The organism is Microbacterium mcarthurae (assembly GCF_046064585.1).
Classification (GTDB): Bacteria; Actinomycetota; Actinomycetes; order Actinomycetales; family Microbacteriaceae; genus Microbacterium; species Microbacterium mcarthurae.
The window spans coordinates 286,906-300,289 of the sequence record NZ_JAROCE010000001.1; the positions used below are offsets into that span (position 1 = coordinate 286,906).

10 protein-coding genes and 1 tRNA gene are annotated in these 13,384 nt (G+C 70.1%); 3 read left to right on the forward strand and 8 right to left on the reverse strand.

Going from position 1 to position 13,384, the window contains the following annotated elements; translation table 11 throughout:
• Nucleotides 1-10: 10 nt before the first annotated feature.
• From P5G46_RS01400 to P5G46_RS01410, 3 genes are all read left to right on the forward strand, one after another.
• Nucleotides 11-166, forward strand: a complete 156-nt coding sequence (locus tag P5G46_RS01400; RefSeq protein ID WP_239275338.1) for a hypothetical protein — start codon at nucleotides 11-13, stop codon at nucleotides 164-166.
• A gap of 106 nt (nucleotides 167-272) precedes the next feature.
• Nucleotides 273-1,295, forward strand: a complete 1,023-nt coding sequence (locus P5G46_RS01405; RefSeq protein ID WP_408904817.1) for a LacI family DNA-binding transcriptional regulator — start codon at nucleotides 273-275, stop codon at nucleotides 1,293-1,295.
• Nucleotides 1,296-1,444: 149 nt separating this feature from the next.
• Nucleotides 1,445-5,512 carry an endo-1,4-beta-xylanase gene (locus P5G46_RS01410; RefSeq protein ID WP_408904818.1) on the forward strand — a complete coding sequence of 1,356 codons (4,068 nt, stop codon included), beginning with the start codon at nucleotides 1,445-1,447 and terminating at the stop codon, nucleotides 5,510-5,512.
• Nucleotides 5,513-5,717: 205 nt separating this feature from the next.
• On the opposite strand, the gene P5G46_RS01415 is transcribed toward P5G46_RS01410, so the two are convergent.
• From P5G46_RS01415 to recO, 8 genes are all read right to left on the reverse strand, one after another.
• Nucleotides 5,718-5,790, reverse strand: a tRNA-Asn gene (locus tag P5G46_RS01415).
• Nucleotides 5,791-5,852: 62 nt separating this feature from the next.
• On the reverse strand, nucleotides 5,853-6,626 hold the full coding sequence (locus P5G46_RS01420; protein WP_239275341.1) for an ATP-binding cassette domain-containing protein: 774 nt from the start codon (nucleotides 6,624-6,626) through the stop codon (nucleotides 5,853-5,855).
• Between the two features lie 46 nt (nucleotides 6,627-6,672).
• A complete protein-coding gene (dnaG, locus tag P5G46_RS01425; RefSeq protein WP_408904819.1) occupies nucleotides 6,673-8,523 on the reverse strand; it encodes a DNA primase in 1,851 nt (616 codons plus the stop codon).
• A complete protein-coding gene (locus P5G46_RS01430) occupies nucleotides 8,523-9,839 on the reverse strand; it encodes a deoxyguanosinetriphosphate triphosphohydrolase (protein WP_408904820.1) in 1,317 nt (438 codons plus the stop codon). Before P5G46_RS01430 ends, dnaG begins: the two co-directional genes overlap by 1 nt.
• Nucleotides 9,840-9,846: 7 nt before the next feature.
• On the reverse strand, nucleotides 9,847-11,013 hold the full coding sequence (gene dusB, locus P5G46_RS01435; RefSeq protein WP_408904821.1) for a tRNA dihydrouridine synthase DusB: 1,167 nt from the start codon (nucleotides 11,011-11,013) through the stop codon (nucleotides 9,847-9,849).
• Between the two features lie 70 nt (nucleotides 11,014-11,083).
• Nucleotides 11,084-11,776, reverse strand: coding sequence for a DsbA family oxidoreductase (locus tag P5G46_RS01440; RefSeq protein WP_239275344.1), 693 nt, complete (start codon nucleotides 11,774-11,776; stop codon nucleotides 11,084-11,086).
• Between the two features lie 28 nt (nucleotides 11,777-11,804).
• Entirely contained in the window at nucleotides 11,805-12,629 is an 825-nt protein-coding gene (locus P5G46_RS01445; RefSeq protein ID WP_239275346.1) for an isoprenyl transferase, read from the reverse strand.
• Nucleotides 12,626-13,354, reverse strand: a complete 729-nt coding sequence (gene recO / locus P5G46_RS01450) for a DNA repair protein RecO (protein ID WP_408904822.1) — start codon at nucleotides 13,352-13,354, stop codon at nucleotides 12,626-12,628. The genes P5G46_RS01445 and recO overlap by 4 nt, the downstream gene beginning before the upstream one ends.
• Nucleotides 13,355-13,384: the final 30 nt, after the last annotated feature.

Consider the following 13,384-nt stretch of genomic DNA (forward strand, 5'->3'; position numbering starts at 1 on the left):
CCCTGTGGTCATGAACGACAGAGAGCAGACCCCCATCGCGGATCCGGCTTCGCAGGAGACCGATCAAGACGACACGTCGATCGTGCCCGACATCGAGGCGGACCCCGCCGAGGCCGAGGAGCAGCGCATGGAGGGCGTGGACGAGGACACTCCCGGCCTGGGGTGACGCCACGCCGAGTGCTTCTCGGGCGCTGGTGCCGGCCCAACGCGCCACCGGGATCCATCCCTCGCCGCTTCCGAAAGTTTCGCTGGAAGCGCGGTACGATCGCGGCATGAGTGCTGCCGCCGACGGGTCTCGCATCCGTCTTGCCGACATCGCCGCCGAGGCCGGGGTCTCCGTGGCGACGATCTCCAAAGTGCTCAACGGGCACGCCGACATCTCCCCCGCGACGCGTGCGCGCGTGGACGCCCTGCTCACCGCGCGGGGCTACACGCGGCGCCCCGTGGGCGAGAAACCGCGGGGCGACCTGATCGAGCTGGTGTTCCACGAGTTCGAGGCGAGCTGGTCGATGGAGATCATCGCGGGGGTCGAGGAAGTGGCGAAACAGCGTGGTCTCGCGGTCGTCGTCTCGGAGAGCGGCGGGGCGCACGCGCTCGGTGAGGACTGGCTGGAGGGCGCCCTCCGGCGCCGTCCGGCGGGCATCGTGCTGGTGGCTTCGGCCCTGGTCGACCGTCAGCGGTTGCGTCTGGCCACGCGTGGCATCCCTCTCGTCATCGTCGACTCGGCGGGTGACCCGCCGGCAGACATCCCCTCCGTGGGCTCGGCCAACTGGGCCGGGGGTCTCGCCGCGACGAGGCACCTCATCGAGCTCGGGCACCGCAGGATCGCGGCGATCACCGGGCCCGGCGACATGCTGTGCTCGCTCGCGCGCGTCGACGGCTACCGCTCCGCCATGGCCAGCGCGGGCCTGGAGGTCGATCCGCGCTGGGTGCGCTTCGGCACGTTCTACGTCGAAGGGGGACGCGATGCGGCGCGCGAACTGCTGGCCCTGGATGACGCGCCGACCGCGATCTTCGCCGGGAACGATCTGCAGGCGCTGGGGGTCTACGACGCGGCCCGGGAGCGGGGCATGCGACTCCCGGACGATCTGTCCGTGGTGGGCTACGACGACATCGCCCCCGCGCGCTGGGTGAGCCCGGCCCTCACGACGATCCACCAACCGCTGCGACGAATGGGAGCCGAGGCCACGCGGATGGTGCTCGACGCCGCGACGCGAAGCTCGGGTGACGTCGTCCCGCGGGTCGATCTGGCCACGCACCTCGTGGAGCGCGGCAGCACCGCTCCCCCGCGCTGATGATCGACGGGGTGCGCACGGCCGTGAGATGGGAGCGCACCCACGGAACTTTCGCTTTGGTTTCGTAACGGTTGCGTAACCGGACGGCCGGAGACCCCCCTCCTCGCGCATAAGTTGTTCGCCACAACCAACTGCGCAAAGGAGCGCTCGTGCATCGACGCCTATCCCCTCTGGTCTCCCTCGCCGCCGTAGGAGCCCTCGTTTTCGGTGGAGCCGCGCCCGCGGTCGCCGCCCCGACCGTCATCACCTCCGTCGACTTCGAAGACGGAACGACCGGTACCTGGACCCGCAGCGGTGGGACCGACGACACCCTGACCGTGATCGACCTCGACGGTGAGAAGGTGCTCGAGGTCGCCGACCGCGACGCCGACTACGTCGGCATCCAGAGCCCGACCGGTATCTACGAAGCCGGCACGACCTACGACTTCTCCCTGCGGGTGCGCCTGGCACCGGGCACGCCGGACACCAGCGCCCGCGTGGTCATGAAGCCGGCCTACACCTGGATCGGCAACACCAGCGTGACGGCGACGGGGTGGACCACGATCTCCGGGTCGTTCACAGCCCCGGACGGCGACATCTCGGGGTTGCAGGCGTACATCGGCACCTCCGACATCGCGGAAACGCCCGCGTTCACCTACTACGTCGACGACATCGTCGTGACCACCGCTGCCGCGTCCGGTGGCGGAGAAGTCCCCGACGTGGCACCGGGCGGTGCTGTTGATCCCACCGCGACCCCCGCTTCGGCGGCCCAGGGCACCGGCAACGTCGCCGCTCTCACCTTCGACGACGGCCCGAACGCCGGCACGACGCCCGCGCTGCTGGACTTCCTCGCCGAGAACGACATCCGCGCGGTGTTCTGCGTCATCGGCCAGAACATCACCGCTCCCGGTGGCGCCGACCTGCTCCGGCGCATCGTCGCCGAGGGACACGTGCTGTGCAACCACTCGACGACCTACGACGACATGGGTTCACTGACGCAGGACCAGGCCGCGACCCGCATGGCGGAGAACCTCACCATCATCCGCTCCGCGCTGGGTGACGCGGACTACCCCGTGCCGTTCTTCCGCGCTCCGAACGGTTCGTGGGGCAACACCCCCGAGGCTGCGGTCTCGCTCGGGATGCAGCCCCTCGCGGTGGTCAACACCATCGACGACTGGCAGACCCAGGACGTCGCGACGCTCACGGCGAATCTCCGCTCCGCGATCACGGCGGGACAGGTGGTGCTGGTGCACGACGGTGGCGGCGACCGCAGCGGATCGCTCGCCGCGGTGGAGACGGTCGTGACCGAGCGCCTCGCCGAGGGGTGGACGTTCACCCTTCCTGTCGGAGTTGCCGACGATGGCACCGGCGGGGCGCCGCAGCCCGGCGATGTCCTCATCGACACGGACTTCGATTCGGGAGATCTCGACGGCTGGTCGGCCCGGGCCGGATCGGACACCTCCGACCCGCAGGTGACCGTCGTCGACGGCGGCGCGGATGACACACCGTCCGCCGCCCAGGTCGCTGAGCGCACGCACGAGGGCGACGGCATTCAGCGCAGCATCGTCGGCATCCTCGAACCCGGCGCGACCTACGCCGTGAGCGCTGCCGTGCGTTTCGCGCCCGGAGCCGCGACGGGTCAGGGGCTCACGCTCTCGGCACGCACCGTCTCCGGCGGTACGCAGAACTTCGCCAACCTTCTTCAGATCGAGAACGCGACCGCCAGCGGGTGGACCACCGTGCGCGGCGAGTTCACCGTGCCGACCTACGATTCGGCCGCGGAGATCTACATCGAGGCCCGCTACAACAGCGGCAACACCTCGACGTTCCTGGTGGATCAGGTGCGGATCTCGGTTCCCGAGGACGCGCAGGTCGACACCAGCCTCACCCCGGTGAAGGACACGGTCGACTTCCCGCTCGGGGTGGCCATCGACTCGCGCGAGACGACCGGTGCGGCCGCGCAGTTGCTGCTGCACCACTACAACCAGATCACCCCCGAGAACCACATGAAGGTCGAGGCCTGGTACACCGGGCCGGGACAGTTCGCGCGGAACGCCGAAGCGACAGCCCTGCTCGACTTCGCGCAGGCGGAGGACATCGGGCTGTACGGGCACGTGCTGGTCTGGCACTCGCAGACCCCGGCGTGGTTCTTCCAGGACGATTCGGGGCGCGAGCTGACGACGTCGGATGCCGACAAGCAACTGCTGCGCGAGCGCCTGCGGACGCACATCTTCGATGTCGCGGCATCCATCGCGGACGACTACGGACCCTACGGGTCGGACACGAACCCGCTCATCGCGTGGGACGTGGTCAACGAGGTCATCTCCGACCAGGCCACCCCGGACGGGCTGCGCACGAGTCGCTGGTACCAGGTGCTGGGCGAGGAGTTCATCCGGCTGGCGTTCCAGTACGCCGACGACGCCTTCAACGAGGAGTACGCGGCGCCCGGCACCGACCGTCCGGTCAAGCTGTTCATCAACGACTACAACACCGAGATCGACGCGAAGGGGGCGCAGTACGAAGCCCTCGTGAAGCGTCTGCTGGATGCGAACGTGCCGATCGACGGCGTGGGACACCAGTTCCACACCTCGATCAACACGCCGATCGCCGCCCTGCGCGGAGCTCTCGAGCGGTTCGAGGGACTCGGTCTGATGCAGGCGGTGACGGAGCTCGATGTGACGATCAACCCCGCTGACGACCCCAACCGGGTGCGTCAGGGGTACTTCTACCGCGATGTGTTCGCCCTGCTGCGCGACTACCACGCGTCGGCTCCGGCGGCGGAGAAGATCTTCTCGGCCACGGTGTGGGGCCTCACGGACACGCGATCGTGGCGCGCGGAGCAGCAGCCCCTGTTGTTCACGGGCGGGTTGCAGCCGAAGCCGGCCTACTACGGCGCGATCGACGACGGCGAGGGGCTGCCCGCGTTGATCACGACCGCGAACGTGTTCGAAGGCGATGTGGAAGCCGATGCCGAGTTCACCGAGGCTCCGGAGTGGCGCAACCTGCCCTTCCACCCGCTGACCGAGAACGCCGGGGGGTGGCAGTCCCGGTGGAACGCCGATCACCTCGCCGTGATCGTGCGGTCGTCGGCGACGCCCGACCGGGTGGCGTTCACGTACGGAGACCAGGAGTACTTCTACGCTCCGGACGCTGCGGGATCGGTGCCGGGGGCGCAGACGGTCGTCGAGGGTGTCACCTACACCCTGGCCCACCTGCCGCACTCGGGCGTGCAGGCGGGACAGGGGGCCGACTTCGATGTGCGGCTGCTGACCGACGATCAGGTCGTCGGTGCGTGGAACTCCCCCGGCGCCACCGGGCGGCTCTCCTTCCTCGAGCCGCTGTCGTTCCTGCCGGTGCCCGAGCTCGCGGCGCCGACCGTGGACGGTGAGGTGGATGCCGCCTACGCCGACGCCGCCGTGGCGACCACCGCTCGCACGGTCGAGGGGTCGGCCGACGGGGCCAGCGCCGAGGTCCGGACGCTGTGGCAGGGCAACACGCTGTACGCCCTGTTCGAGGTGACCGACCCCGTGATCGACCTGTCGGGGAGCGACCCGTGGCAGCAGGACAGCGTCGAGCTGTTCCTCAACCTCGGGAACACCAAGGCGGGGAGCTACGGCCCGAACGACACGCAGATCCGCATCTCGGCCGACAACGTGCTGTCCTTCGGTTCGGGGAACACCGCGGTCCAGGAGGCACGGGTGACGGCGAGTGCGACGGCGCGCACCGCCGACGGGTACCGCGTGGAAGTCGCGATCGACCTGGTCGGTCAGTCGGGGGGACAGAGCAACGTCCCGCTCGGCGGCCTCGACACGGTGCACGGCATCGACTTCCAGGTGAACGATGGTCGACCCGAGGGGCGGTTCTCGGTCAAGACCTGGGCAGACCCGACCGGGACCGGCTACCAGACCACCGCACGGTGGGGCGTCGCCGAGTTGGTCGCCGAGGTGACCGACCCGGGCACCGACCCCGGTACCGACCCGGGCACCGGCCCCGGTACGGACCCGGGCACCGGCCCCGGTACCGACCCGGGCACCGGCCCCGGCACTACGCCGGGAACGGGCCCCGGCACAACGCCGCTCCCCGGAACGGCGACCGGTCCCCTGCCGCCGTCGCGCGGGTCGGCGGACGCGCTCGCCAGCACCGGTGGAACGGTGCCGCTCGGGGCTGTCGCGATCGGTGTCCTGATGGTGCTCGGCGGGGCCATCGTGGCCATCCGCCGACGGGGTCAGCGCGCCTGATCCTCCACGCGGACGGTCCGTGACCGGAGGGGGTGATCGCGTAAGCGGTCGCCCCCTTTGGCCGTCGCGGTTCCCGGCCGTGATCGACGAACACGCGACGAAGGCCCGGCGCAGCGCGCCGGGCCTTCGTGCAAGAAAAAGGTAAGGCCCGGGGTGGAAGCCCGGGCCTAGGTGAGAGCCGCGTTAGATGGACGCGGGTCTCTCGCTCCCCGGCTTGGACTCGAACCAAGAACCTATCGGTTAACAGCCGATTGCTCTGCCAATTGAGCTACCGAGGATCATGCCCCCCTACCGGCGGGCAACCAGACGATACTAACAGCACCGTGGCGCGGCGGAAAAATCAGCCGGCGGAAATCCGTCGGTCGGGCGCGCCGCCGGGAGTCCATTGCAGCTCTTCCGTGCTCGGACCGAACGCCACCACGTGACCGCCGCGCAGAACGAGCACATCGGCTTCCAGATCGCGCGGCGCGTCGGCGTCATTCGTCACCACGAACGCCGCCATCCCCCGTTCCTCACGGCGGCGCACGATGGCCGTGCGCACGGCCGCCCGCACCTCGACATCGAGGTTCGCGTACAGGTCGTCGGCGACGAGCAGACGCGGCTCGAGCACCAGCGATCGCGCCACCGCGACGCGCTGACGCATGCCGGCGCTGAGTTCGTACGGGTACTTCGGAGCGGTCCCGAGCGGCAACTCCATCTCGTCGAGCAGTGTCGCGACCCGGACGGCGAGAGCCCGCGCGTTGACGCGGCGATCGCGCGCGGTGATCGGCTCGGAGATGACCTCAGAGACGGTCAAGCGGGCCGGCAGGTTCGCGCCGGCGCCCTGCGGCAGGTAGCCGGTGTGGAACGTCCACTCGCGCACCGCCCGCCCGGGGTGGCGTGCAGAAATGCCGTGCACGCGCGCGTCTCCCCCAACCACCGCGAGCCCTTCGTCGGGACGGCCCGCGAGAAGCGAGGCGAGCGACGTCTTCCCCGACCCGGTCGGACCCATCACGACGAGGCTGCGAGCCGCGGCGAGGGTCAGAGTGACACCGTCGATCACCCGGACGCCGTTGCGGGCGAGCGAGAGGTCATCGGCGCGGATGGCGACAGCGGTGTCGAGGGACCGGGGCATGCTGACATCCTCCCCGAGGTGCGTCCCGGATGCCAGCCGCAACGCGTCAGGAGTCGGTCAGGCGTTGCCGATCGGCATCCAGTTCGCGCAGGCGCAGACGCAGACGGCGGCCGTCCTCGGAGTCCGCCGGCACGCGTTGGATGCCGCGCAGCAACTCGTCCTTCTCGCGCTGCAGTTCGCGGATCAGGAGTCCTCGCGCCAGATCGTTCGCCGACGCGACCGCGCCCTCCTCGCTACGGGCCGGGAACTCGGCGGTCAGCAACTCGGCCGCCAAGGTGCGGAACGGTTCGCGCACCGCTTCGACGGCGGTGACGGCCCAGCCCGGCTGGGACAGATCCGTGGATGCCAGCGAGCTCCGCACCGCCTCGAGGGCGGGGTGGCCGAAGGGGGTCTGCAGGGCACGGAGGAAGAGGTCGGCCTCGATGCGGTGGCCGTACTGCAGGAACGCCATCATCGCGCCCCGTTCGAGCGCGACGTCCCGGGTGTTCGGCAAGGACGCGAGCGTGACCGACGGGGCGACGGCGGCGACGGGTTCGGCGCTTGCGCCGCGTTGCGCCTCGCGCTTCTCGGCTCGGTCGGCACCTCGAGCCGCGCGCTCGACCGCGCCCTGCACCTCGGGGATGTCCAGGCCCAGGCGACGGGCCAGGACGCGGACGTACCCGGGGCGCAGCGCCGGGTCGCGGATGTCGGCGACGATGGGGGCCGCGGCGCGGAGAGCGCCCGCGCGGCCTTCCACGCTCGACAGATTGAAGTCCTTCAGACGCTGATCGATGACGAACTCGAACATGGGCGCCTTGGCGTCCATGAGCGCCCGTACCGCGCCGTCCCCGCGCTGAAGGCGGAGGTCGCACGGATCGAGCCCCTCGGGCGCGACCGCGACGTACGTCTGCGCGGCGAAACGCTTCTCGTCGGCGAAGGCGCGCAGCGCCGCCTTCTGCCCCGCGGCATCCGGATCGAAGGTGAACACGACCTCCCCTGAGGCGCTGTCATCACCCATGACGCGTCGCAGGACCGTGATGTGGTCGCTGCCGAAGGCGGTGCCGCACGAGGCGATGGCGGTGGTGACGCCCGCGAGGTGACAGGCCATGACGTCGGTGTAGCCCTCGACGACGACGACACGGTGCTCGCGCGAGATGTCGCGCTTGGCGAGGTCGAGACCGTACAGCACCTGCGCCTTCTTGTAGATCGGCGTTTCGGGGGTGTTGAGGTATTTGGGGCCCTGGTCGTCGTCGTACAGCTTGCGTGCGCCGAATCCGATGACCTGGCCGGTCACGTCGCGGATGGGCCAGACGAGGCGGCCCCGGAAGCGGTCGTACACTCCGCGCTGGCCCTGGGAGACGAGCCCTGACTGGAGCAGCTCGTCACGTGTGAACTTCTGCGCGAGGAGATGATCCATGAGCGAGGACCAGCCCTTGGGCGCGTACCCCACCCCGAAGTGCGCGGCCGCGCCCGCGTCAAAACCGCGATCGCCGAGGAAGCGGCGAGCCGTGTCGGCTTCGGGCGACATCAGCTGCGCCCGGAAGTACTCTGCGGCGGCGGCGTTCGCCGCATACAGGCGCGAGCGGCCGGTCGTCTCCGGAGCGGCCCCGCCGTCCTCGTAGTGCAGCGTGTAGCCCACGCGGGCGGCCATCCGCTCGACCGCCTCCGTGAACGACACGTGGTCCATCGCGCGCAGGAACGAGTACACGTCCCCGGACTCACCGCAGCCGAAGCAGTGGTAGTAGCCGACCTGCGGCCTCACGTGGAAGCTCGGGCTGCGCTCATCGTGGAAGGGGCACAGGCCCTTCATCGACCCGACACCCGCGGGCTTCAGAGCGACGCGCTCACCGACGACGTCGGCGATGTTGACCCGCGCCTTGACCTCGTCGATGTCGGTCTGCCGGATGCGCCCGGGCATCAGGCATCCGCTCCCCGCGGCCCACGCGCGCCCGGGGCCCAGACGCCGAGCTCGGCGGCATCCACGTCGCCCACGAGCCGGCCGTGCCAGGCGATGGCGAGCTGATCGGTGAGGCTCGCCACCTGATCGACGATCACGCGGCGCCGGGCGGTGTCGTCCTCGGCCGCGGCGAAGTCGGGGGCGTGCAGCGCATCGAGCGCGTCGGGGTTCTCCCACAGGGCGGATGCCAACCGCTTGAGGACGCGTCGCTGCTCGCGGTAGAGCGCTTTGCGGCCGTCGATGGAGACCACGGTCGCGCCGATGATGCCCTTCAGAACCGCCATCTCGGCTTCGACGACCCGGGGAACCACCACGTGCGCGCGGTAGCGCGTGAGGTCACGCACCGCATACGCATCGCGCGTCGCAGTCGTGGCGGCGCGCGCGAAGCGTCCGATGAGATCCGAGGTCAGGTTCTTCAGCCGCGCGAGCGCGGGCCGGGATCCGTCGAAGGAGTCGATCCACTCGGGCAGCCGCATGAGGCGGTACAGCGCGTCGGCGAGTTCGTCGCGCGAGAAGTCGTAGCCGACCCACGTCTGGATCGCGGTGAGAAGCGACTCGTGCCCGGCCGGGGAAGTCAGACGCGCCGGGTCGATGTAGCGGTTGACGACCGCGTCCTCGAAGTCGTGGACCGAGTACGCGATGTCGTCCGAGAGGTCCATGACCTCGGCCTCGATGCAGCGGACGCGCCCCGGGGCGCCGTCGCGCATCCAGTGGAACACCGGCTCGTCGTCGGGGTAGACACCGAACTTGAGGCGTCCGCCCGGATCGGGAAGGGGCGCGTCGGCGGTCCACGGGTACTTGCACGTGGCATCCAGGCTCGCCCGGGTGAGGTTCAGCCCGAAAGGGCGGCCATCGGGGCCGATGACCTTCGGCTCGAGACGCGTCAGGATGCGGAGGGTCTGCGCGTTGCCCTCGAAGCCCCCGATGTCTTCGGCCCACTCGTTGAGCGCGCGCTCACCGTTGTGACCGAAGGGCGGATGACCGAGGTCGTGGCTGAGGCACGCGGTGTCGACGACGTCGGGCGACAGCTCGAGGGCGGTCGCCAACTCGCGCCCCACCTGCGCCACCTCGAGAGAGTGCGTCAGACGGTTGCGCGCGAAGTCGGCGGGGCTCGCCGGGCTCAGGACCTGTGTCTTGGCAGCGAGACGGCGGAGGGCCGCCGAGTGCAACACGCGGGCGCGGTCGCGAGCGAAGTCGTCGCGCAGGGAGCGGTGTCGCTCTTCATGGAAGCGGGCGGCGTCGACGTCGTCGTACCCCGACGGGCGCGCGACGCTCACCGCAACCTCACCCGCCACTGTGGTGGAGCTCCGCGTCAGCGAGGGCACGACCGGCGTCGTCGCCGATCTCCCGCGAGTCGAGCCAGCCGTCCGGCAGCGCGGGACGCTTGGGCGAACCGGCGCGACCCCGCTGCCCTTCCGCTGCCTCGCCCGGGTAGGGGGCGTCGAGCTCCATGGTCGCGAGCAGGTCGTCGATCTCGGTCAGGGTCGAGGCGGTGGCCAGGCTGGCCCGCAGCTCACCACCGACCGGGTAGCCCTTGAAGTACCAGGCGACGTGCTTGCGGATGTCGCGGCATCCGCGCCCCTCGTCCTCGAAGAACTCCACCAGCAACTCCGCGTGCCGGCGGAACGCGCGAGCGACGAAGCCGAGCGTCGCGTCGACGGGCTCGCCGGTGGCAGCACCGGGGCGTCCCAGTGCACGGGCGAGGTCGCCGAACAGCCAGGGACGGCCGAGGCATCCGCGGCCGACGACGACGCCGTCGCACCCGGTCTCGTCCATCATGCGCACGGCGTCGCCGGCCGACCAGATGTCGCCGTTGCCCAGTACGGGCACACTCGTCACCGTCTCTTTCAGCTTCGCGATCGCGCTCCAGTCCGCGTGACCCGAATAGAACTCGGATGCCGTCCGCGCGTGAAGGGCGATGGATGCCACTCCGGCGCCCTCGGCGATCCGGCCCGCCTCGAGGTACGTGAGGTGGTCGGCGTCGATGCCCTTGCGCATCTTGATCGTCAGCGGCAGATCGCCCGCGGCCCGCACGGCACGCTCGACGATCTGGCGGAACAGCGTCAGCTTCCAGGGGAGAGCCGCACCGCCGCCGCGCCGCGTGACCTTCGGGACCGGGCAGCCGAAGTTCAGGTCGATGTGGTCGGCGTGGTCTTCGGCGACGATCATGCGCACGGCCGCCTCGACCGTGGCGGGGTCGACGCCGTAGAGCTGGATCGAGCGCGGGGTCTCGGACTCGTGATGCCGGATGAGACGCATCGTGGTGTCGTTGCGTTCGACGAGCGCCCGCGTGGTGATCATCTCACTCACGTACAGCCCGGCACCGTACTCGCGGCACAGCCGGCGGAACGCCGTGTTCGTGATGCCGGCCATCGGCGCGAGCACGACCGGGGCGTCGAGTTCGATGGGGCCGATGCGCAGCGAACGCGTCGGGGCCAGTGCCGTGGTCATCGTGCCATTCTCCCAGACCTCGTGGTCCCGTGCTGCCGGGCCCGGCAACGGGTTCGCTGGGGAGGAGGGGTCACGCCTGCGCGGCCTCGGGCTCGGCAACAGCCGAGCGGCGTTCGCTCCACACCTGACGCGCGATCTGCGTGAACGCTTCGACCGGCTGTGCCCCGCTCACGCCGTACTTCCCGTCGATGACGAAGAACGGCACGCCCGTGATGCCGTAGGCCTGCGCCTGCGCCTGATCGGCCCGCACCGCTTCGCGGAAGCGTCCGGACGCCAGCGCCTCCCGCGCAGCGTCTCCATCGAGGCCGATCTCGACGGCGAGCTCGATGAGGTCGTCGTCACGTCCGACGTGCTTGCCCTCGAGGAAGTGCGCCGCCATCAGACGTTCCGAGAGATCGATCTGTCGACCGTGCTCCTTCGCGAAATGCAGCAGCTCGTGCGCCTTGACGGTGTTGGTGTGCTGGAGGATGTCGAAACGGTAAGCGAGCCCTGCCTCGGCCGCGACCCCGGTGACGCGGTCGAGCATCTCGCGCGCCTGTGCCGGCGAGATGCCCTTGTGCTGAGAGAGGTAGTCCACCTCGCCACCGACGAAGTCGACGGGGGTGTCGGGAGAGAGCTCGAACGAGTGGTACTCGATCTCGACGACGGGGGCGTCGTCGTCATCGGCGGTGGCGGCCAGGCCGTTCTCGAGATTGCGCTTGCCGATGTAGCACCAGGGGCAGGCGATGTCGCTCCACACGTCGATCTTGATGGCATCCGTCATGTCGCGTGCAACCTTTCCGGGACGGGATCTATTCCGATGGCGGCATCGACTCCGCCTGCGGGGTGTCGATCGCGCCGCCGAAGCGCCGGTCGCGGGACAGGTACAGGCCGATGGCGTCCCACAGGTGCGTTCGGCGGAAGTCCGGCCACAGCGTGTCCAGGAACACCATCTCGGCGTACGCCGACTCCCACAGGAGGAAGTTCGACGTGCGCTGCTCCCCGCTGGAGCGCACGAACAGGTCGACGTCGGGCATGTCCGGCTGGTACAGGTTCCGCCGAATGAGCTTCTCGCTCACGGCGGAGGGCTTCAGGCGCCCGGCGGCGATGTCTTCGCCGATGCGGCGCATGGCATCCACGATCTCGACTCGACCGCCGTAGTTGACGCACATCGTGAGGGTCAGCACGTCGTTGCCCTCGGTCAGACGCTCCGCGTGCTGCAGCTCCTTGATGACCGACCCCCACAGGCGCGGCTTCCGTCCCGACCAGCGGATGCGCACGCCCCACTCGTTGAGCTGATCGCGACGCCGGTGCAGCACCTCGCGGTTGAACCCCATGAGAAAACGCACCTCGTCGGGCGAGCGCGACCAGTTCTCGGTGGAGAACGCGTACACGGACAGGTGCTTCACACCGGCCTGGATCGCTCCCGCGACGACGTCGAGGAGCGCCGCCTCGCCGGCGCGGTGGCCCTCGACGCGCGTGAGACCCTGGCGGTTCGCCCACCGGCCGTTGCCGTCCATGACGATCGCCACGTGCTCGGGTACGGCCCCCTTCGGGAAGCTCGGCGGGTACTCCCCCGTCCAATCGAGCGGGCGGTACGGGACGGCGTCGCGGTGCGTGTAGGGCTTCGGGGTCATCGACTCGATTCCAGGTGCGAGAGGGAACGGATGCCGCGCTCCAGGTGGAACTGGGCGTACGCGGCGACGAGGCCGGAGGCCGCCGCGGTGGTGCGTTCGGGGGCGGCATCCACGACGTCCCACTCCCCCGCGATGAGCGCGCGCAGGAGGGCGACGGTGTCGCGGGCGACACGCGGCGACCCGGCCGGTGCGCACGCCGCACACACGACCCCGCCGAGCTGGGCCAGGAAGAAGTCGTGATCGCCGACCGTTCCGCAGCGCGCGCACTCACCGAGCCCCGGTGCCCAGCCGGACAGAGCCATCGCCCGCAGGAGGTACGAGTCGAGCACACTGCGCGCGGCGTGGTCTCCACGGGCGAGAGCACGCAGGCCGCCGACCAGCAGCAGGTACTGCTGCGGCGTGGCCTCGGCCTCGTTGAGACGGTCCGCGGTCTCGACCATCGCGCTGGCGGTCGTGTAGCGGTCGTAGTGCTGCGCGATGTCGGCGCCGTAGGCCCCCAGCGACTCGGCCTGCTGAACGATGTCGAGGTTGCGCCCCTGGTAGAGCTGCACGTCTGCGACCATGAATGGCTCGAGACGCGAGCCGAAACGCGACGACGTGCGCCGGACGCCCTTCGCGACCGCCCGGATCTTGCCGTGGCGGCGGCTGAGGAGGGTGACGATGCGGTCCGCCTCCCCCAGCTTGTGGGTACGCAGGACCACGACTTCGTCGCGGTAGGTGGGCACAGTCCATTATCCGCCCGCGACCCCGGGAGT